Annotated in this window: 18 protein-coding genes; 12 read left to right on the top strand and 6 right to left on the bottom strand. The window is 59.7% G+C overall.

The annotated features are described in order from the left end of the window. The first annotated feature begins 195 nt into the window (after positions 1–195). The 7 genes from adhP (at position 196) to FHW76_RS22740 (ending at position 8,486) form a co-directional block, all read left to right on the top strand. Positions 196–1,206 carry an alcohol dehydrogenase AdhP gene (adhP, locus tag FHW76_RS22770; protein ID WP_002906221.1) on the top strand — a complete coding sequence of 337 codons (1,011 nt, stop codon included), beginning with the start codon at positions 196–198 and terminating at the stop codon, positions 1,204–1,206. Positions 1,207–1,363: 157 nt separating this feature from the next. Then, on the top strand, positions 1,364–2,986 hold the full coding sequence (locus FHW76_RS22765; RefSeq protein ID WP_016161128.1) for a TIGR04028 family ABC transporter substrate-binding protein: 1,623 nt from the start codon (positions 1,364–1,366) through the stop codon (positions 2,984–2,986). A 10-nt stretch (positions 2,987–2,996) separates the two neighbouring features. Continuing rightward, a complete protein-coding gene (locus FHW76_RS22760) occupies positions 2,997–3,941 on the top strand; it encodes an ABC transporter permease (protein WP_008804745.1) in 945 nt (314 codons plus the stop codon). Beyond that, a complete protein-coding gene (locus FHW76_RS22755) occupies positions 3,938–4,786 on the top strand; it encodes an ABC transporter permease (protein ID WP_008804744.1) in 849 nt (282 codons plus the stop codon). The genes FHW76_RS22760 and FHW76_RS22755 overlap by 4 nt, the downstream gene beginning before the upstream one ends. Next, positions 4,783–6,399 carry an ABC transporter ATP-binding protein gene (locus FHW76_RS22750; RefSeq protein WP_012968115.1) on the top strand — a complete coding sequence of 539 codons (1,617 nt, stop codon included), beginning with the start codon at positions 4,783–4,785 and terminating at the stop codon, positions 6,397–6,399. The genes FHW76_RS22755 and FHW76_RS22750 overlap by 4 nt, the downstream gene beginning before the upstream one ends. Further along, complete coding sequence (locus FHW76_RS22745; RefSeq protein WP_044613735.1) at positions 6,399–7,385, top strand: putative FMN-dependent luciferase-like monooxygenase; 987 nt, start codon at positions 6,399–6,401, stop codon at positions 7,383–7,385. Before FHW76_RS22750 ends, FHW76_RS22745 begins: the two co-directional genes overlap by 1 nt. Positions 7,386–7,394: 9 nt before the next feature. Then, positions 7,395–8,486: an alkylhydroperoxidase domain protein gene (locus tag FHW76_RS22740; protein WP_008804742.1), complete on the top strand. Its 1,092-nt coding sequence runs from the start codon at positions 7,395–7,397 to the stop codon at positions 8,484–8,486. A 6-nt stretch (positions 8,487–8,492) separates the two neighbouring features. On the opposite strand, the gene araJ is transcribed toward FHW76_RS22740, so the two are convergent. Next, positions 8,493–9,647 carry an MFS transporter AraJ gene (araJ, locus tag FHW76_RS22735; RefSeq protein ID WP_012968113.1) on the bottom strand — a complete coding sequence of 385 codons (1,155 nt, stop codon included), beginning with the start codon at positions 9,645–9,647 and terminating at the stop codon, positions 8,493–8,495. Positions 9,648–9,924: 277 nt separating this feature from the next. Between araJ and FHW76_RS22730 the strand changes: the two genes are divergently transcribed. From FHW76_RS22730 to FHW76_RS22715, 4 genes are all read left to right on the top strand, one after another. Then, positions 9,925–10,362 carry a VOC family protein gene (locus tag FHW76_RS22730; RefSeq protein WP_012968112.1) on the top strand — a complete coding sequence of 146 codons (438 nt, stop codon included), beginning with the start codon at positions 9,925–9,927 and terminating at the stop codon, positions 10,360–10,362. 86 nt (positions 10,363–10,448) lie between these two features. Next, positions 10,449–11,267: a polyphosphate kinase 2 gene (gene ppk2, locus FHW76_RS22725; RefSeq protein WP_012541603.1), complete on the top strand. Its 819-nt coding sequence runs from the start codon at positions 10,449–10,451 to the stop codon at positions 11,265–11,267. Between the two features lie 178 nt (positions 11,268–11,445). After that, positions 11,446–11,631 (top strand): hypothetical protein, encoded by a 186-nt coding sequence (locus tag FHW76_RS22720; protein ID WP_025711567.1) that lies wholly within the window; start codon positions 11,446–11,448, stop codon positions 11,629–11,631. Further along, entirely contained in the window at positions 11,628–11,954 is a 327-nt protein-coding gene (locus FHW76_RS22715) for a CcdB family protein (RefSeq protein ID WP_023322693.1), read from the top strand. Before FHW76_RS22720 ends, FHW76_RS22715 begins: the two co-directional genes overlap by 4 nt. Positions 11,955–12,006: 52 nt before the next feature. On the opposite strand, the gene fdnI is transcribed toward FHW76_RS22715, so the two are convergent. The 3 genes from fdnI to fdnG are packed head-to-tail and all read right to left on the bottom strand — an operon-like array spanning position 12,007 to position 16,599. Continuing rightward, on the bottom strand, positions 12,007–12,663 hold the full coding sequence (gene fdnI / locus FHW76_RS22710) for a formate dehydrogenase-N subunit gamma (RefSeq protein WP_183477035.1): 657 nt from the start codon (positions 12,661–12,663) through the stop codon (positions 12,007–12,009). Beyond that, positions 12,656–13,540 (bottom strand): formate dehydrogenase subunit beta, encoded by an 885-nt coding sequence (gene fdxH, locus FHW76_RS22705; RefSeq protein WP_023297691.1) that lies wholly within the window; start codon positions 13,538–13,540, stop codon positions 12,656–12,658. The genes fdnI and fdxH overlap by 8 nt, the downstream gene beginning before the upstream one ends. Before the next feature lie 11 nt (positions 13,541–13,551). Beyond that, positions 13,552–16,599, bottom strand: coding sequence for a formate dehydrogenase-N subunit alpha (gene fdnG, locus FHW76_RS22700; protein WP_089503792.1), 3,048 nt, complete (start codon positions 16,597–16,599; stop codon positions 13,552–13,554). Between the two features lie 225 nt (positions 16,600–16,824). Here fdnG and yddG point away from each other — a divergent pair, with 225 nt between their 5' ends. Continuing rightward, positions 16,825–17,703 (top strand): aromatic amino acid DMT transporter YddG, encoded by an 879-nt coding sequence (yddG, locus tag FHW76_RS22695; RefSeq protein WP_023322697.1) that lies wholly within the window; start codon positions 16,825–16,827, stop codon positions 17,701–17,703. Here the strand turns inward: yddG and FHW76_RS22690 are convergent. Both FHW76_RS22690 and benC read right to left on the bottom strand, forming a co-directional pair. After that, positions 17,700–18,473 carry a 1,6-dihydroxycyclohexa-2,4-diene-1-carboxylate dehydrogenase gene (locus FHW76_RS22690; protein ID WP_183477020.1) on the bottom strand — a complete coding sequence of 258 codons (774 nt, stop codon included), beginning with the start codon at positions 18,471–18,473 and terminating at the stop codon, positions 17,700–17,702. The genes yddG and FHW76_RS22690 overlap by 4 nt on opposite strands. 9 nt (positions 18,474–18,482) lie before the next feature. Further along, positions 18,483–19,499 carry a benzoate 1,2-dioxygenase electron transfer component BenC gene (benC, locus tag FHW76_RS22685; RefSeq protein ID WP_008804732.1) on the bottom strand — a complete coding sequence of 339 codons (1,017 nt, stop codon included), beginning with the start codon at positions 19,497–19,499 and terminating at the stop codon, positions 18,483–18,485. Between the last annotated feature and the right edge of the window lie 3 nt (positions 19,500–19,502).

The following is a 19,502-nucleotide window of genomic DNA, read 5'->3' as shown; positions in this document are numbered from 1 at the left end:
GAAGAAAACATGACCATTCAGTGACGCTATTATTACCTACCAAAATTAGAGGTATTGCCTGAATTTTGTGCTACCGCTGTAGCAAAAAACCACATCCTGTACTAAAGCGCCTTGTATTTTTCTCCATCGCGTCTAATCCTTATTGGGTACTATTGCATTAATAAAATTAAACAATCCCCTCACAAGGAGACAGGCATGAAGGCTGCTGTTGTTACCCACGACCATCAGGTTAACGTCACGGAAAAAACGCTGCGCCCGCTGGAATACGGTGAAGCGTTGTTGAAAATGGAATGCTGCGGCGTGTGTCATACGGACCTGCACGTGAAAAACGGCGATTTTGGCGATAAAACCGGCGTCATTCTCGGCCATGAAGGGATCGGGGTGGTGCAAAAAGTCGGACCGGGCGTCACCTCCCTGAAGCCAGGCGATCGCGCCAGCGTAGCGTGGTTCTTCGAAGGCTGCGGCCACTGCGATTACTGTAACAGCGGCAATGAGACGCTGTGCCGCTCGGTGAAAAACGCCGGCTATACCGTCGACGGCGGCATGGCGGAAGAGTGCATCGTCACCGCCAACTACGCGGTAAAAGTCCCGGACGGCCTCGACTCCGCCGCCGCCAGCAGTATCACCTGCGCGGGCGTCACTACCTACAAAGCGGTCAAGGTCTCTCACATCAAACCGGGTCAGTGGATCGCTATCTACGGTCTCGGCGGGCTGGGCAACCTGGCGCTGCAGTATGCGAAGAATGTCTTTAACGCCAAAGTGATCGCTATCGACGTCAACGACGGGCAGCTGGAGCTGGCGGCCTCGATGGGCGCCGATCTGACCATCAACTCCCGTAATGAAGATGCGGCGAAAGTGATTCAGGAAAAAACCGGCGGCGCGCATGCTGCCGTAGTGACCGCGGTGGCCAAAGCGGCCTTTAACTCGGCGGTAGATGCCGTTCGTGCCGGTGGCCGCGTGGTCGCGGTGGGCCTGCCGCCGGAGGCGATGAGCCTCGATATTCCACGTCTGGTGCTCGACGGCATCGAGGTGGTCGGTTCGCTGGTCGGTACTCGTCAGGACCTGGTGGAAGCCTTCCAGTTTGCCGCCGAAGGTAAAGTGGTGCCGAAAGTTACCCTGCGCCCGCTGGAAGATATCAACGCCATCTTTAAAGAGATGGAGCAGGGTCAGATCCGCGGCCGTATGGTTATCGATCTGCGCAGCTAATCACCAACGCCTCTCCCGCCCGGGAGAGGCGCTTGCCCCACGCTTCCCACTCGCGAAGTAAATCCAATTTCCGCAAATGCTTAGCGCAATTCCTTGGTTCCTTTGTTTTTAGCCGCGCCCGATGATGGCAACACAATAGATAACAAAGGAATTCACCATGCATCGTCATTTTCGCCTGCCCGCGCTGGCCGCCCTGTTTCTTTCCGGCGCCTTTTCCGTCTGGGCCGCCGACACGCCGGTTAAAGGCGGCACCTTAATTTATCTGGAGCAGCAACCGCACACCAATCTCTATCCGCCCGCCGGCGGCTTTTATCCGAATGGCGGTATTCTCAATCAGATAACCGACAAGCTCACCTGGCAGAACCCGAAAACGCTGGAGATTGAGCCGTGGATTGCCGAGAGCTGGACCAGCAATGCCGATAAAACCGAGTACACTTTCCACCTGCGCAAAGGGGTCACCTTCTCGGACGGCACGCCGCTTGACGCCGCCGCCGTGGCTAAAAACTTCGACACCTATGGTCTGGGAGATAAAGCCCATCGCCTGCCCGTCTCGGAGGTCATCAATAACTACCAGCGCAGCGAAGTGATCGACCCGCTGACGGTGAAATTTTACTTCAACAAACCGTCGCCGGGCTTCCTGCAGGGAACCGCCACCATCGGCTCCGGTCTGGTATCACTCAGCACCCTGCAGCGCAATTTTGAAGAGCTGGGCGATGCCCGGCATATTATCGGCTCCGGGCCCTTTGTGGTGCAGGATGAAAAGCCAGGCCGCGAGCTGACGCTGGTGGCGCGCAAGGACTATCAGTGGGGGCCGAAAAACAGTGCCCAGCAGGGGCCCGCTAACCTCGACGGCATCACCTATATTGTGACCCCGGAAGACAGCGTGCGCATCGGCGCGCTGCTGGCGGGTCAGGCGGGCTTTATTCGCCAGGTGCAGGCCTACGATGAAAAGCAGGCGACCGATCAGGGATTTAAGGTCTACGCCGCCCCTACCCGCGGGGTCAACGACAGCCTGAGCTTCCGCCCGGATAACCCACTGGTCGCCGACCTGCGGGTGCGCCAGGCCCTGCTCCATGCCACCAACGCCAAACAGGTGGTGGAGACGCTATTCTCCGCTAACTACCCGCAAGCGACCTCCGTACTGGCCAGCTCCGCCGCCGGCTATGTCAATCTGAGCGATAAACTGACCTTCGACCAGGCCAAAGCCCGACAGTTGCTGGACGACGCCGGCTGGAAGCCCGACGCCGACGGTATTCGCAGTAAAGACGGCCAGCGGCTGGCGCTGACGGTATATGAATCGCTGCCGCAGCCGCAGAATAAGGAAGTGCTGCAGCTGATCGCCCAGCAGTGGCGCCAGGTAGGTGTGGCGTTGACCGTCAAAGCCGGGGATGCCGGTAGCCGTACGCTGGACAATCTTGACCCGCAGAAAACCCCGCTCACCGTCTCAGAAGTGGGCCGCGCCGACCCGGATGTGGTGAAAAGTATGTTCTTCCCCAACAACCGCGATGCGCTGCTGCAGAAAGGCGGCTCCAGCGATAAAGTGCAGCACTTCCGCGATGATAAGCTGAATGACCTGCTGACCGGCATCTCCGCGGCGGTAGAGCCGCAGCAGCGCTTGCAGTTAACCGGTGACGCCCAGCGCTATCTGATCGATAACGCCTATGTGATCCCCATTTTCGAAGAGCCGCAGGTGTTCGCCGGCGCGCCGTGGGTCAAAGGCGTCAGCTTCGAGGCCGTCGGTCGTCCGTCGTTCTACGGCGCGTGGCTGGACAAGCACTAAGAGGCCGGGTATGAGCGCTTATCTTCTGCGACGGTTCGGCCAGGGGCTGCTGGTCCTGTGGGCGGCATTTACCCTCACTTTTTTCCTGCTGCAGGTGCTGCCGGGAGATGCAGTGCTGATCAAGTTTCAGAATCCGGATCTTGGCCTGAGCCCGGCGCAAATCGCCGACATGCGGCTGGCCTACGGCGCTGACAGCCCGCTGTGGCGCCAGTACCTGCACACGCTGCTGGCGATGCTGCACGGCGACTTCGGCTATTCCCTGCAGGCGGGGCTGGCGGTCAGTAGTCTGATTGCCAGCAACCTGCCGGATACCTTAAGCCTCGCGCTGCCGGCCTTTCTGCTGGCCGTGGCGCTGGCGTTCGCCCTCGCCTTCGCCTCGCGTCTGCCGGGGCTGCGCTGGCTGAGTAACCTTCTGCAGTCGCTGCCGGTGCTGTTTATCTCTCTGCCGACTTTTTGGCTGGGTATCGCCCTGATCCAGCTCTTCTCGTTTCAGCTGCGCTGGATCCCGGTGATCAACCCTGGGCCACTGGAAGGGCTGATTTTACCGGTTATCGCCGTCGCGCTGCCCATTTCGGCCCCGCTGGCGCAGATCCTGATGCGCAGCATGGATCAGGTGGCGGTTCAGCCCTTCGTCGCGGTCGCCCGCGCCAAGGGAATGAGCGAGACCGGCGTCCTCTGGCACCATGTGATGGGTAATGCCCTGCTGCCGGCGCTGAATATTGCCGGGCTGCTGCTGGGCGAGCTGATTGCCGGGGCGCTGATCACTGAGACCGTCTTCGGCCGCAGCGGCCTCGGCCAGCTGACCCAGCAGGCGGTCAATAACCAGGATATCGCCGTGCTGCAGGCAGTGGTGATGATCTCCGCCCTCGGTTTCGTCCTGATAAACCTGCTGGTCGACCTGGTCATGCCGCGACTGGATCCCCGACTCCATTTACAGACCGGAGGTGCGAAATGAGCCTGGTCGATTATGCCATCGCGGTTCGCCGCCGCCCGGAATGGCGCAGGGTGCGTCTGCAGCCTGGCCTGTGGCTGGCATGGGCGGTGATGATCACTGCGCTGTTAATGGCCCTCGCCCCGCAGTGGTTTACCGCCGCTAACCCGCTGGAAGGGATCCCCGGCGCTCAGCGCCTGGCGCCGCAAGCGCACTACTGGCTGGGTACCGACCAGCTGGGGCGCGACCTGTGGACGCGGGTGGTTTACGGCGCGGTACATTCCCTGTCGGCGGCGCTGATCGCCGTCGCCATCGGCCTGGTGGTGGGCACCGCCCTTGGTACGCTCGCCGGGGCGCTGACCGGACGCGTTGAATCCACGATCATGCGCCTGGTCGATGTCCTGCTGGCCATCCCCTCCCTGCTGCTGCAGCTCACGGTAATTATTCTGCTCGGTTTCGGCACGGTGAATGCGGCGGTGGCGGTTGGTGTGGCGGCTATCGCCAGCTTCGCGCGCCTGGCGCGGGCGGAGGTCGTGCGCGTGCGCCACAGCGATTACGTCGAGGCGGCCCGGGGCAGCGGCGGCACCTTTTTCGCCGTCTTCTGGCGCCATATTCTGCCCAACTCGCTCACTGCGGTGCTTGCTTTCGCGACGCTGCAGTTCGGACAGGCGATGTTGGCCCTGGCCACCCTCAGCTTCCTCGGCTACGGCACCCCGCCGCCGGTCCCGGAGTGGGGATTATTGATCGCCGAAGGTCGCAACTACCTGTCGACCGCCTGGTGGCTGACCACCTTCCCCGGCCTCGCCGTGGTCGCCGTGGTCCTTGCCGCCAATCGTCTTAGCCGCCAGTGGAGTGGAGTACGCCCATGAACGTTCTGTCCGTTGAAGATCTGCGCATCAGCTACCGCTCGCGGGGCGAATGGCGCGAGGTGGTGCACAACGTGAGTTTTTCCATCCAGCGTGGCGAAATGCTGGCCTTCGTCGGAGAATCCGGCTCGGGGAAAACCACCACCGCGCAGGCCATTATCGGCCTGCTGGCGGATAATGCCCGCCGGGATGCCGGGCGGATTGTCCTCAATGGCGAAGTGATTAGCGACTGGTCGGCAAAACGCCTTAACCGCCTGCGCGGAGTGAGCATCAGCCTGGTCCCGCAGGATCCCGGTAATTCGCTCAATCCGGTAAAAACCATTGGCCAGCAGGTGGAAGAGATCCTGCGCCTGCATCAGTCCCTCTCCGCCGCTGACCGCCGACAGCAGGTCCTTAACCTGCTCACTAAAGTCGGTCTCAGCCACCCGGAACAGCGTTTTGACCAGTATCCGCATCAGCTGTCTGGCGGGATGAAACAGCGGGTGCTGATCGCCATCGCCATTGCCCTGCAGCCGGATCTGATTATTGCCGACGAGCCCACCAGCGCTCTCGACGTCACGGTGCAGAAGCGCATTCTCGACCTGCTCGATATCCTGCGTCGCGAGTCGGGTACCGCCGTGCTGTTTGTCACCCACGATCTGGCGCTGGCCGCAGAACGCGCCGACCGGATCATGGTGTTTCGTCAGGGAGAGATTCAGGAACAGGGCGCCACCGAGACGATTGTCCAGCGTCCGCAACACCCTTACACCCGCCAGCTGCTCCACGACCTGCAGGATGCGCCGTTGGGGCTGACGGCGGCTCGTCACCGACTGCTGGCCACGCCGGCCATTCGCGTGGAGGGGATCAGCAAACGTTTCTCGCTGGGCAAACAGGCGCTGCAGGCGCTCGACAGCGTCAGTTTTGAGGTCAGACGCGGCACCACCCATGCGCTGGTGGGCGAATCCGGCTCCGGGAAAACTACCCTGGCGCGGATCCTGCTGGGCTTTGAGCGCGCCGATGCCGGACAGGTGACCATCGACGGTATCGACGCCGGGCATCTCAGCCGCGAGGCGCAGCGTCAGCTGCGGCGGAAAATCCAGTTTGTCTACCAGAACCCCTTCGCCTCGCTCGACCCGCGCCAGACGCTGTTTGCGATTATCGAAGAGCCGTTAAAGAACTTTGAGCGCCTCAGCGCGTCGGCGCGTCGCCTGCGCGTGGAGACCGTCGCCGCGCGGGTGGCGCTGGCCCCGGAGCTGCTGTCGCGTACGCCGCGGGAGCTCTCCGGCGGCCAGCGGCAGCGGGTGGCGATTGCCCGGGCGCTGATCCTCGAGCCGGCGATACTGGTCCTTGACGAAGCGACCTCGGCGCTCGACGTCACCGTTCAGGCGCAGATCCTCGCCCTGCTGCAGCAGTTACAGCAGCAGTTGGGTCTGAGCTACCTGTTCATTACCCACGATCTGGCGACGGTCAGGCGGATTGCCGATAGCGTCACGGTACTGCGCGCCGGCCAGGTGGTGGAGCATGGCGACGTTGACCGCCTGTTCGCCACTCCGCAGCAGGCCTACACTCGCGAACTGATCGCCGCCATTCCCCAGGTTTCACCCCGCTTAGCACAGGCCCACACGGAGAACGCATAATGCCTAAACGCCTCGGCTTTTTTACCCGTCTGCTCGATCAGGGCTCCGCGCAAACGCGCTACCGGCTGGCGGCCGAACAGATCCGCCACGCGGAGCGTTTGGGCTTCGACAGCGCATGGATTGCCCAGCACCATTTTCATGAACAGGAAGGCGGCCTGCCATCGCCGCTGGTGTTTCTCGCCCACGTGGCGGCACAGACCGACCGGATCCGTCTCGGCACGGCGATTATCACTCTGCCGATGGAAAATCCGCTGCGCGTCGCCGAAGACGCGGCGGTACTGGATTTACTCACCGACGGACGTCTGGAGGTGGGGTTTGGCTCCGGCGGCACGCCAACGTCATTTCTGCCCTTCGGCCTGACCAGCGAGCAGCGCGGGTCGGTGTTTGCCGACCATCTGCACCTGATCCATAGCGCCTGGCGGGGCGATACCCTGAGCCACCCGGACAACCGTCTCTATCCACCCGCACCGCAGTTGGCGGAGCGTATCTGGATCGCCACCTTCTCGGCGGAGGGCGCCATCCGCGCCGGTCAGGCGGGACACGGGCTGATGCTGTCGCGCACCCAGCCAAGGCCCCCCGGTGAGCCACGTCTGCCGCTGGACGCCATTCAGAACCCGATCATCGACGCCTACCTGGAGGCGCTGCCGGACGGCGTTGCACCGCGGATCCTCGCCTCGCGCACCGCCTTCGTCGCCGACAGTCACGCCCACGCCCTGCAGGTCGCCGAGCCCGGTCTGCGCAAGCAGGCGACACAGCACCGGGCGGCGGGTCATACGATAGAAGGTGACAGTGTCACCGACTATCTGCAACAACTGGATGCCCACGTTGGCGATCCTGAGCATGTTATTGCCTCCCTGGCGCAGGACAGCGTGCTGGCCCGCGCCACCGATATTTCGTTTCAGGTGCACTCGGTGGAGCCTTCGCACCGGGATACGCTGCGTTCCATTGAGCTGATCGCTCAGCATATTGCCCCCCACATCAGATAAGGAGTCACCATGACGCTGAGTCAGGATATTCTGGCCGAACTGGCGGAGATTGCCCCCGGTTCCCCGCTCGACCAAGCGCGCGCCGTACGCGACGCCAGCACCCGTCACGCCCAGGGAAGTTATGAAGTGCTGTTCAGCCAGCAGGACGCTGACTTTCCTCTTGATGAACGCTTCGCGGTGGCCGCGAAGGTGGCGAAACTGCACCAGGCGGACGCGCTGGCGGCGCACTATGCCGGTTTCGGGCTCGCCGATCCAACCACCGATCGTCTGGTCCCGGCGCTGGCCTTTGCCCGCCTGCTCACCTTCACCCCCGTCGAAGCCACCCCCGGCGCGCTGCACACCTTAACCGGCGCGGGCTGGAGCCTGCGGGGCATCGTCACTCTGGCGCAACTGGTGGCCTTTGTCAGCTTCCAGAGCCGACTGCTGCTGGGCCTGCGGGCGCTCAACCATAAACCGATCGTCAGCGCCGATACGCCGCAGGTTGCCGGATACTGGCATACCACACCGCATACCCAGAGCGGCAAAGCGGCCCCGGTTCGCTTCACCCGCGATGAGCTGCACTGGGAACCCTGGCTGGCCGATAAACCGCTGGCGGAATTCAACGCTGAAGAACAGGCGATTCTGGCCAAATATGGCCATAGCGACTCCCCCTACTTTCGCCTGCTGGCGCGCAATCAGCCGGTGCTGGAGCAGCGGACCCTGACCGATAAAGGCATTTTCTATACCCCCGGGGGATTGCCGCGCGCCGAACGCGAGCTGGCCGCCACGGTGACCAGCAAAATCAACGGCTGTATCTACTGCGCCTCGGTGCATGCCCGTAAAGCGGCGCAACTGGCGAAGGACGAGACCGCTGTCGACACGCTGCTGGCGGTGACGCCGGGGGAGAATTTGAGTGACGGCCAGTCGCCGCGCTGGCAGGCGGAAATCGACGCCGCCGCTGCGCTGTCGGTGACGCCGCCGGGGCTGAATGCCCGCCATCTGGCGGCGCTTGATGAGCAGGGTTTAGATACCCTGGCCCAGCTGGATCTGCTGCAGTCGGCGGCCTTTTTCGCCTGGGCCAACCGGCTGATGCTGACCCTTGGCGAACCCTGGCGTGAGTAAGCGTCGTTAGCAAGCTTGTCGGCGCTGATGGCAGCCATAGACGAGCAAGGCGCTCATCGCCAGAAACGACAGCGTGGCGGCAGGAAGCGCCACGCTGTTCCAGCCAAAGCCCTGGGCAATCATCATCCCGCCGCAGAAGGCGCCGATGGCGCTGCCGAGGTTGAAGGCAATCTGCCCTCCTGCCGCCCCCAGCATCTCGCCGCCTTTGGCGTTCTGCAGCAGCAGGATCTGCAGCGGCGCCGACAGGGCGAATAGTCCCGCGCAGCAGATAAACGCCAGAGTCAGCGAAGCGACTTTATGCTCACCGAAGGCAAAGATCAGCAGCAGCGTCACGGCAATGACCCCGTCGGTTATGGCCGCAATACGCAGCGGGCTGAAGCGTCCGGAAATTTTGCCGCTGAACAGATTACCGACCACCATTCCCAGCCCCGCCAGCATCATAATCAGCATCATCCTGCTTTCGGCAAAGCCGGAGACATTGAGCATAAAGGGCTTAATATAGCTGAACCAGGCAAACACACCGGCGTTGCCAAACATGGTGGCGGCAAAAATCAGCCACGGCGCCGGGGAGGCCAGAAAACGGAACTGCTCGCGCAGCCGGGTGCTGGTGCGATCATAGAGGGTGGGTACCCAGCAGAAAATAGTCATCAATACGGCGACGTTAAACACCGCGATTAGGGCAAAGGTATAGCGCCAGCTGAAGTGATGCCCAAGCCAGGTGCCGCCGGGGACGCCCACCAGATTAGCCACCGTCATCCCGCCAATCATCCCCGCCACCGCGGCGGTCACCTTCCCCGGCGGCGCGATTTTCGACAGGATAATCGCGCCGACGCCAAAGAACGCCCCGTGAGGAAAACCGGAAACCAGGCGGCCAAGCGCCAGCATGGCGTAGCTACTGGAGAGAGTAAACAGGGTATTGCCGAGAATACACAGGGCAGCGAGAAACAGCATCACCGATTTCAACGAAAACCGGCTGGAGAGCAGCGCCATGATCGGCGCGCCGATCACCACACCGAAGGCATACCAGGCAATCATATTGCCGGCGGCGGGGATCGAAATCCCGACATCGTGCGCCATATCCGGCAGCACGCCCATAATGCCAAATTCCGCCATGCCGAGTCCGAAGGTGCCCAGCGCCAGTGAAAAAATCGTTTTTTTCATACATCTTATAGGGGTATTGAGAGACGGCCGGCATTATTGACCATCCCGCCCCGACACACCAGCTAAAAACGCCCGACGGCAGTTTCCTCCATACAACGGCCTGATTCGTTCATGCTCGCCGCCCGCACGGCCGGCCATCATCGAGCCAGCGACGGCGTGACGTAGCAAGACCCTCCCCTATTAAAATCAGTGGGCTCAAAGCGATAAACGCCCAATTGATCTCAACTTAACTTGAGGTTGTAAAGTCTCCCCATCATTCACCTCTGGAGAATCATCGATGCAAACTGTTGATGTCGGTTTTACCCATGTCGCCTTTACCGTCCGCTGTCTGGCCAGCAGTATTGATTTTTACACCCGCTATACCGCGATGACCGTCATTCACCAGCGCGAGCCCGGCTTGCCCTCAGCGCGTAAGGTGGCGTGGCTCAGCGATCGCACCCGGCCCTTCGCTCTGGTGCTGGTGCAGAGTGACGATCCGGCCGACACACCGCTGGGCCCGTTCGGCCATCTCGGCGTCGCCTGCGCCACCCAGGCGGAGATCGATGAGAAGGTTGCTCAGGCGCGGCGGGAAGGCGTTTTGCGGCGGGAACCGGAACAGCTGGGCGATCCGGTGGGATACTTCGCCTTCTTTGCCGACCCGGACGGTAACACCCTGGAGCTGTCATGGGGGCAGCGGGTAGGGCTGGAAGTCATTGCGGCGGGGAACGCCAGCTAGCCCGTCCCCTGCACGAATATTTTCCACCGCCTCGCCGGCGAAGGATTACACTTCAAAGGGATACCTCGGCAACACGGAGCATGGCGATGGGTAATAAGAAAAACGGTAATCCGGTCGACGCGGCGGTGAAGACCGCCCCGCTCGACAATAAAGCGTATGAGAAGGCGTTGCGCAAACTCCATGTTGAGCTGGTGAAACTGCAGCGCTGGGTGGTGCATAAAGGGCTGAAGGTGTGCATCGTCTTTGAAGGCCGGGACGGCGCCGGCAAAGGCGGCACCATTAAGGCGATCACCGAGCGCGTCAGCCCGCGTATCTTCCGGGTCGTCGCCTTGCCCTCACCCACCGAGCGTGAGAAAAGCCAGCTCTATTTTCAGCGCTATATCAAGCACCTTCCGGCGGCTGGCGAGATTGTGATTTTCGATCGCAGCTGGTACAACCGCGCCGGCGTCGAACGGGTGATGGGCTTTTGTACGCCGGAGGAGGTGCAGAAGTTTCTCGACGGCGCGCCGATGGTGGAGCGCGGCATGGTCGAATCGGGCATAATTCTGCTCAAGTACTGGCTGGAGGTCTCACCGCAGGAGCAGGAGCGCCGCCTGCGGGATCGCATCGACGATGGTCGTAAAATCTGGAAGCTCTCGCCGATGGACATTAAGTCTTTCAACCGCTGGGATGAATATACCGCCGCCCGCGACGCCATGTTCGCCGCCACCGATACCGCCTGGGCGCCGTGGTTCGTCGCCCGCTCGGAGGATAAAAAGCGCGTACGCCTGAATATCATCACCCATCTGCTGTCGCAGATCCCCTATGAAGCTTTACCGGTGGAGCATGTGACGCTGCCGAAGCGCAAAATTGGCAAAATGAAACAGACCAATTTCCCCTTCCGCTTTATTCCCGAGAAGTTCTGATTATTCTTCGCCGCGCTGGTTAATACCAGCGCCAGGTTTATTACCACAACCATGAATATTTCAGGCTATTACTTTCCTCTGGAAGCGGCCTCGCAAAATAAACATTAAAGTTGCTGCTGGGATTTATTTTTTAGTGAGTAAAGTGAATAATCACAGAACCAACCGCAAGGAGCCGATGATGAAAAGTAATACGCTACGTAAAAGACCCACTGACGTACCCGTCCAGAAGGCGTCAGCACAGCCAGGTAAGGATTTACGAGAAGCAGATAAACAGCGACAGCACAAGGAATTCATTGCCGCAATGAATGAATTTATTGCAAAAGGAGGCACTCTTACTGATGATGAATTTTTCAGGGTACTATGATGCTTGAACAATTCAATGTTTATCGAAATTGTTCTGCTCAGACAAATAAAACCCTGCCGTATTATATGATCGTGCAGAATGATTATTATGCAGACCTGGCCACGAGAGTCATTATTCCTTTAATGCGAACACAACAGTTACCACGCTGGCATCAGCATGTCGTACCAAGGATAAATATAGAATTTGACAGCTTTTTACTTTGTACGCCAATGATCAGTAACTTAAATAATAAACGGATCCAGCCACAGGATTTCGTCTGCAATCTGAGTCATGCGCGCCAGGGCGTTATCGATTCAATCGATACACTTATCACGAACTGCTGACTGTCGGGAACCCGCTCCGACATCTCCGGAGCGGGTTTTGCGCCGTGAAGGCTTACTTCATCCCTTCGCGACTCTCTTTGATCGCTTCCAGGCGTTCGACATCGCAATACCAGCGCGGGTGATGTTTCTTCGCCCAACGGCGGCTCACCTTGCCTTCGATCATGCCTTTAATCGACCCTTTCACCCAGAATGCCATATACATATGGATGAGGATCGCGTGGATCAGGATAATCGCCGACGTCGCATGAATCAGCAGGCTATAGCGAATCACCTGCATCGGGAAATATGCCGCGAAATAGGGCCGCCAGATAATCACCCCGGTCACCAGCAGCACGAAAATCATGCTCATAATGGTCCAGAACATCATCTTCTGCCCGGCGTTATATTTCCCGACGCGCGCGACCTTATGTTCGTTGCCTTTCAGCACCTCCACGATACCTTTCAGCCAGGGGATATCCTGTTTATCTGGAATATTGTGGTGGACAAAACGCACAAACATAAACATCAGCGCGACAAAAATCAGCACTCCAAAGAACGGGTGCAGGATACGCCCCATCTGCGGCGTGCCGAAGGTTTCCGTTAGCCACTGCAGCGTCGGGAAGAAAAACGATATTCCCGACAGTGCCACGAGGAAGAAACAGATAACCACCGTCCAGTGACAGGCACGATCGATAAACGTCGTGCGCATAATCATCTTCGATTTACTCATCATGCTCCTCCTCGTCGTCATCAACTTCCTTGTTCGGCCCGATACCGATGTAGTGGTAGATAAGCCCGGCGAAGGTGGCGATAAAGCCCGCCGCCGCCAGCGGTTTCAGCGCCCCCTTCCACAGACTGATACTGGTATCGATCTGCGGTTCCTTCGGCAGCTTGTGATACAGCTCCGGCTGGTCGGCATGATGCAGGACGTACATCACGTGGGTGCCGCCTACGCCCTGCGGGTTGTAGATCCCGGCGTTGGCATAACCGCGTTTTTTAAGCTTATCCACCCGCTCCTGCGCCACTTCCAGCATCTCTTTTTTCGTGCCGAAGTGGATCGCGCCGGTAGGACAGGTTTTCACGCAGGCCGGTTCCTGACCGACGCTGACCCTATCCACACACAGCGTGCATTTATAAACCCGGTTATCCTCTTTATTGAGGCGCGGAATATTAAACGGACACCCGGCAATGCAGTAGCCGCAACCAATGCAGTTTTCCTGCTGGAAATCGACGATGCCGTTGGCGTACTGAATAATCGCCCCGGCGGAGGGGCAGGCTTTCAGGCAACCCGGCTCCTCGCAGTGCATACAGCCATCCTTGCGGATAAGCCATTCCAGCTTGCCGTTCTGTTCGGTCTCGCTAAAGCGCATTACCGTCCAGGATTTAGCGCTAAGATCCGCCGGATTGTCGTACACGCCGACGCAGTGCCCCACTTCATCGCGAATGTCATTCCACTCGGAACAGGCCACCTGGCAGGCTTTACAGCCTACGCAGGAGGAGACATCGATAAGCTTGGCGACTTCGGCCTTATAGTCCCGCGCGCGTGGCGCGGGAGTTATCGGGTTGGTCGCGGAGCGTTTAATAATGTCTTGTGTTTCCATCGCCATTGAATCGCTCCTTACGCTTTCTCGATGTTGACCAGAAACGCCTTATACTCCGGCGTTTGCGAGTTGGAATCGCCGACGTTAGGCGTCAGGGTGTTGGCGATATAGCCTTTACGGGCCACGCCTTCAAAGCCCCAGTGCAGCGGGATCCCGACGGTTTCGACCTGCTGGCCGTTGACGTTCAACGTGCGCAGTCGGCGGGTCACCACGGCAACCGCGCGAATAAAGCCGCGTTTGCTGCTGACTTTCACCCAGTCGCCGTTGGCGATACCTTTGCTTTTCGCCAGCCCTTCGCTGATTTCGACAAACTGTTCCGGCTGCGCGATGGAATTGAGCAGCGCATGCTTGGTCCAGGTGTGGAAATGCTCGGTCAGACGATAGGTGGTGCCGACATACGGGAACTTATCCTTCTTACCCAGGCGGATGGCGTCCTCTTCATACAGACGCACCACCGGGCTGGAGACCACCTTCGGGTGCAGCGGGTTGGTGCCAAGCGGGGTTTCCATCGGCTCGTAGTGCTCCGGGAACGGCCCTTCCGCCAGTTTATCGAGCGCAAACAGGCGGCCAAGTCCCTCCTGCTGCATGATAAACGGCCCGGTGTTGCTCCCCGGCGGCGCAGTATTGAAGTCCGGAATATCATTTCCGACCCACTTGCTGCCGTTCCACTGGATCAGCATCCGCTTCGCATCCCACGGCTTGCCGTTAATATCAGCCGAAGCGCGGTTATACAGCACCCGACGATTGAGCGGCCACGCCCATGCCCATCCCAGCGTATTGCCCAGGCCCGAAGGATCGGCGTTATCACGATTCGCCATCTGGTTACCCTGCTCGGTCCAGCTGCCGGTATAGATCCAGCACGACGACGCGGTGCTGCCGTCATCGCGCAGCAGCGCGAAGCTATTGAGCAGTTGGCCTTTTTTCGCCAGCAGAGCGCCATTTTGATCGTAGAGATCCGCCAGCGCGTAGCCGTTGTTCTCTTTTGCCACTTCTGCCGATTCCGGGTGATCTGGCTGCTTATAGCGCCAGCTCATTTTCAGCAGCGGTTCCGCGCCCTTCCCGCCTTCGCGACGGTACAGCTCGCGCAGACGATGATAGATCCCAGCCAGGATTTCGCCATCGTTGCGCGCTTCCCCCGGTGCGTCCTGGCCTTTCCAGTGCCACTGCAGCCAGCGACCGGAGTTGGCGATCGAACCATCCTCTTCGGCAAAGCAGGTCGACGGCAGGCGGAAGACTTCGGTCTGAATCGCCGACGGGTCGACATCATTAGACTCGCCGTGGTTCTGCCAGAAGGTCGAGGTTTCGGTCACCAGCGGATCGATAACCACCAGATACCTCAGCTTGCTGAGGCTACGCACCACTTTGTTTTTGTCCGGGAAGGACGCTACCGGGTTGAAGCCCTGACAGATATAGCCAGTGACGTTGCCGTTATCCATCATATTGAAGTACTTGATAACGTCGTAAGCCTGATCCCATTTCGGCAACCAGTTGAAGCCCCAGTCATTCTCTTTCTGCGCCGCCTCGCCGTATAACGATTTCATCAGGCTGACGAAGAATTTCGGGTAGTTGCTCCAGTAGTTCACCTGCCCGGGCAGCGTCGCTTTCGGCGTGTTGGCGCTAAGATAACTTTGCAGATCGGTCTGTTTATCGGATGGCAGCGTCAAATAACCCGGCAGACTGGTCGACAACAGGCCCAAATCGGTCAGCCCCTGAATATTGGAGTGGCCGCGCAGCGCGTTGACGCCGCCGCCGGCCATGCCCATATTGCCGAGCAGCAACTGGATCATCGCCATGGTGCGGATGTTCTGCGCGCCGACGGTGTGCTGCGTCCAGCCCAGGGCATACAGGAAGGTGGTGGTGCGGTCCGCGGCGCTGGTTGACGCCAGCACGTCACACACTTTAAGGAAGTCCGCTTTCGGCGTACCGCAGATATTCTCCACCACTTCCGGCGTGTAGCGGGAAACGTGCTGCCTGAGCAGATTCCACACGCAGCGCGGATGGCTGAGCGTTTCATCGCGTTTGGCGTAGCCGTTTTCATCGAACTGGTAGTTCCAGGACGATTTATCGTACTGACGTTTTTCGGCATCGTAGCCGCTGAACAGGCCCTCTTCGAAGGCAAAATCATCCCGTACCAGCAGGCTGGCATTGGTGTAATGCTTCACGTACTCGGCATTGATCTTATTATTTTCGATCAGGTACAGCAGCACGCCCGACAGGAAGGTAATGTCGGTACCGGAACGAATCGGCGCATAGATATCGGCCACCGACGCGGTACGCGTAAAGCGCGGGTCGACGACGATAAGCGTGGCATCGTTATTGTTTTTCGCTTCCATCGCCCAGCGGAATCCCACCGGATGCGCTTCGGCGGCGTTGCCGCCCATCACCACCACGACGTTAGCGTTTTTGATATCAACCCAGTGGTTGGTCATCGCACCGCGACCAAATGTTGGAGCAAGACTTGCTACCGTTGGTCCGTGTCAGACGCGCGCCTGGTTGTCTACCGCCAGCATGCCGAGCGAACGCACAAATTTTTGCGTCAGCATGCCAGTCTCATTGCTTGCCGCCGAGGCGCACAGCATGCCGGTGGAAAGCCAGCGGTTAACCGTCACGCCCTGCTCGTTCTTTTCAATAAAGTTGGCGTCGCGGTCGGCTTTCATCAGTCTGGCGATGCGGTTAAAAGCGTCATCCCAGGAGATGCGCTGCCATTTATCCGAGCCCGGGGCGCGGTATTGCGGATAACGCAGGCGGTTTTCACTGTGGACATAGTCCAGCAGGCCTGCGCCTTTCGGGCACAGCGCGCCGCGGCTCACCGGATGGTCCGGGTCCCCTTCAATATGGTAAATCGCTTCTTTGGCGTTTTTCGCGCCGTCGCCGAGGCTATACATTAATAGCCCACAGCCCACGGAGCAGTAAGTGCAGGTGTTGCGGATCTCTTTCGCACGCAGCAATTTGAAATTGCGTGCCTGAGCCAGCGCCATTTTAGGGGCAAAGCCCAGGGCGGCGGCTGTGGTTCCGGCCATACCGCCTGCGCAGATCTTAAAGAACTTTCTGCGGCTGACGTCCATTGCATTCCTCCATGCAAGATGTTGATTCATCGCGCGGAGGAAACTAACAGCAATACCTTTGTTTTATTTGCGTCAAATCAAGGTCGAAAACGCTCGCCCCCTTAATAGTCAGCGGCGACGAGTTTGACTAATACCAAAGAGTTAACGCCGGCGGGAAATATCGACCATCGACCGGCAAAAGATGTTATAAATTCCGGCTGCGTTTGCGTCACTATCAGGTTAAATATGCAAAAAAAGAGAGCGACATCAATCGGCTTCGCCGCCATTATCTTATGGAGCACGATGGTCGGATTGATTCGCGGCGTCAGCGAAGGGTTAGGCCCGGTTGGCGGCGCGGCGATGATTTATAGCCTCAGCGGCCTGCTGCTCATTTTTACCGTTGGCTTTCCCAACCTGCACCAGATCCCGCGCCGCTATCTGCTGGCTGGCAGCGTGCTGTTTGTCAGCTATGAAATCTGCCTCGCCCTGTCGCTGGGGTTCGCCGCCACTCGCCAGCAGGCCATTGAAGTGGGGATGGTCAATTACCTGTGGCCCAGCCTGACGATTTTGTTCGCCATTCTCTTTAATGGCCAGAAAAGCAGCTGGCTGGTGATCCCCGGCTTATTGCTGGCGCTGTTCGGCGTGAGCTGGGTACTTGGCGGCGAGCACGGGCTCAACCCCGAGGAAATCATCAATAACGTGGTGTCCAGCCCGCTGAGCTACATTCTGGCATTTGTCGGGGCGTTTATCTGGGCGGCGTACTGCACGGTGACCGCGAAGTACGCCAAAGGTAAAAATGGCATTACCCTCTTTGTCCTGTTAACCGCCCTGACGCTATGGCTGAAATTTCTCGCCAGCGACCAGCCGCCGATGCTGTTTAGCTGGCCGGTAGTCATTAAGCTGATGACGGTCTCTGTGGCGCTGGGGCTGGCCTACGCGGCGTGGAACGTCGGGATCCTGCACGGCAACGTCAGCCTGCTGGCGGCGGCCTCGTACTTCACGCCGGTACTCTCTTCCGCGCTGGCGGCAGTCCTGCTCAGCGCCACGCTATCGTGGTCCTTCTGGCAGGGCGCCGGGATGGTGTGTCTCGGCTCCCTGCTCTGCTGGTACGCCACCCGCCGCTAACCGAGATCGCCCCCCGCCACCGGTAGCGTCACGCCGGTGATATAGCTGGCTTCATCGCTGGCGAGAAACAGGATCGCGTTCGCCTGTTCCGCCAGCGTGCCGTACCGGCGCATCAGACTGCTCGCCACCGTCTGATCGACCACCTGCTGATACCACGCCTTTTCCTGCTCGCTCGGCTGCTCATCGTTGCGCGGCGTCAGGCGCGGCGGCGCCTCCGTCCCGCCTGGCGCGACGGCGTTAATCCGAATGCCGCTGCCGCTGTACTCCATGGCAATCGACCGGGTCAGCGCATTCACGCCGCCTTTCGCCGCCGAGTAAGGCACCCGGTTCACTCCTGCCGTCGCCACCGACGAGATATTGACGATGCTGCCTTTCCCCTGCTTCAACATCCAGGGGAGCGCCGCACGGCAGCCCCACAGCGTGGGGAACAGCGAGCGGCGGATCTCTTTCTCAATTTGTTCTGGCTGATACTCGGCAAAGGGTCGCGCCCAGATAGTCCCCCCGACGTTATTGATTAACACATCGAGGCGGCCAAAATGCGCGATCCCAGCGGCAAACGCCTGCTCGGTACTCTGCCACTGCTCAAGGTCAGCCTCCAGCGCCAGTACCTGACTTCCGGCCAGGGCTAGTACGGCAGCCAGTTCGTGTACGTAAGGCGAGCGGTCAATCAGCAACAGAGCAGCGCCTTCGGCTGCCGCCTGCTCCGCGGTCTGGCGGCCAATCCCCTGCGCCGCGCCGGTGATAGCGACGACTTTATCGGTAAAACGCATACTGCCTCCTTATGCCGCCGCGCTCTGGCTGGCGATAAATTTCTCATACCAGAAGCCTGCCGGGGAAATTCCTCTGTCGCGCAGCGTCGTGGCGACCGCGTTGACCATCGGCGGCGGCCCGCAAAGATAGATGTCAACGTCGCCGTTATTCAGCATCGCGTCATCGAGATGGTCGGTGACAAAACCGCGCTGCGGGCAGGTACTGTTTTCATCCGCCACCACCGGCAGCCAGCGATATCCCGTCAGTTGTTGGTTAAACGCATCCAGCGCGTCGGTTTTCACCAGATCGCAATCGCGGGTCACGCCGTACAGTAGCGTTACCGGGCGCTGACTGCCCTGTGTCTGCAGGGTATGTAACATGGAGAGCAGCGGCGCCAGCCCGGTGCCGCCCGCCAGCATGAGCAGCGGGCGTTCGCCGCTGCGCAAATAGAAGCTGCCCATGGGGCCGCTGAGGGTCAGGCGATCGCCGGGCCGCGCCTGCTGGGTTAACCACTGGCTCATCATGCCGCCAGGCACGTTACGGATCAGAAAACGCCCTTCGAGAGAACCCGGCAGCGAGCTAAATGAGTAGGCGCGCACATGAGGCGTGCCCGGTACCTGAATGTTAATGTACTGTCCCGGCAGAAAAGCCAGCGGCTCATCCAGCGCGACCACCAGTTCGATGGCGGTATCGGACAGACAATTCACCTGTCGTACCTGCGCCCCGGTGTTGGTCAGCGCGGTTTTGCACTGGGCGGCGGCCACCGGCACGTCGATCACACAGTCGCTGGTCGGGACCATCTGGCAGGTCAGCACCTGGCGGGCCTGCGCTTCGTCGTCGCTTAACGCCTCGTCGAGATAATCCTCCCCCAGATCGTATTCACCGCTGGCGCAGTGGCATTTGCAGGTGCCGCAAACGCCGTCCGAGCAGTCCATCGGCAGATTCACCTTCTGGCGATAGGCGGCATCCAGCACCTTCTCCCCGGCATGGCATTGAATAAAGCGGGTAATGCCGTCCTCAAAATTAAGAGCAATATTGAAGGTCATAAG

Origin of the sequence: Klebsiella sp. RC2, from assembly GCF_014192815.1 — a bacterium.
Lineage (GTDB): Bacteria > Pseudomonadota > Gammaproteobacteria > Enterobacterales > Enterobacteriaceae > Klebsiella > Klebsiella variicola.
Note: the sequence above shows the minus strand (reverse complement) of the source record. Positions and strands in the feature narration are given on the sequence as shown.

Bases quoted from the DNA above. Each gene is read 5' to 3' on its own strand.
- FHW76_RS22755 (WP_008804744.1), top strand. From the start codon at position 3,938: ATGAGCCTGGTCGATTATGCCATCGCGGTTCGCCGCCGCCCGGAATGG.
- fdnI (WP_183477035.1), bottom strand. From the start codon at position 12,663: ATGAGTAAATCGAAGATGATTATGCGCACGACGTTTATCGATCGTGCC.
- araJ (WP_012968113.1), bottom strand. From the start codon at position 9,647: ATGAAAAAAACGATTTTTTCACTGGCGCTGGGCACCTTCGGACTCGGC.
- FHW76_RS22730 (WP_012968112.1), top strand. From the start codon at position 9,925: ATGCAAACTGTTGATGTCGGTTTTACCCATGTCGCCTTTACCGTCCGC.
- benC (WP_008804732.1), bottom strand. From the start codon at position 19,499: ATGACCTTCAATATTGCTCTTAATTTTGAGGACGGCATTACCCGCTTT.
- FHW76_RS22740 (WP_008804742.1), top strand. From the start codon at position 7,395: ATGACGCTGAGTCAGGATATTCTGGCCGAACTGGCGGAGATTGCCCCC.
- FHW76_RS22690 (WP_183477020.1), bottom strand. From the start codon at position 18,473: ATGCGTTTTACCGATAAAGTCGTCGCTATCACCGGCGCGGCGCAGGGG.
- ppk2 (WP_012541603.1), top strand. From the start codon at position 10,449: ATGGGTAATAAGAAAAACGGTAATCCGGTCGACGCGGCGGTGAAGACC.
- fdxH (WP_023297691.1), bottom strand. From the start codon at position 13,540: ATGGCGATGGAAACACAAGACATTATTAAACGCTCCGCGACCAACCCG.
- FHW76_RS22765 (WP_016161128.1), top strand. From the start codon at position 1,364: ATGCATCGTCATTTTCGCCTGCCCGCGCTGGCCGCCCTGTTTCTTTCC.
- adhP (WP_002906221.1), top strand. From the start codon at position 196: ATGAAGGCTGCTGTTGTTACCCACGACCATCAGGTTAACGTCACGGAA.
- FHW76_RS22760 (WP_008804745.1), top strand. From the start codon at position 2,997: ATGAGCGCTTATCTTCTGCGACGGTTCGGCCAGGGGCTGCTGGTCCTG.
- FHW76_RS22715 (WP_023322693.1), top strand. From the start codon at position 11,628: ATGATGCTTGAACAATTCAATGTTTATCGAAATTGTTCTGCTCAGACA.
- FHW76_RS22750 (WP_012968115.1), top strand. From the start codon at position 4,783: ATGAACGTTCTGTCCGTTGAAGATCTGCGCATCAGCTACCGCTCGCGG.
- FHW76_RS22745 (WP_044613735.1), top strand. From the start codon at position 6,399: ATGCCTAAACGCCTCGGCTTTTTTACCCGTCTGCTCGATCAGGGCTCC.
- yddG (WP_023322697.1), top strand. From the start codon at position 16,825: ATGCAAAAAAAGAGAGCGACATCAATCGGCTTCGCCGCCATTATCTTA.
- FHW76_RS22720 (WP_025711567.1), top strand. From the start codon at position 11,446: ATGAAAAGTAATACGCTACGTAAAAGACCCACTGACGTACCCGTCCAG.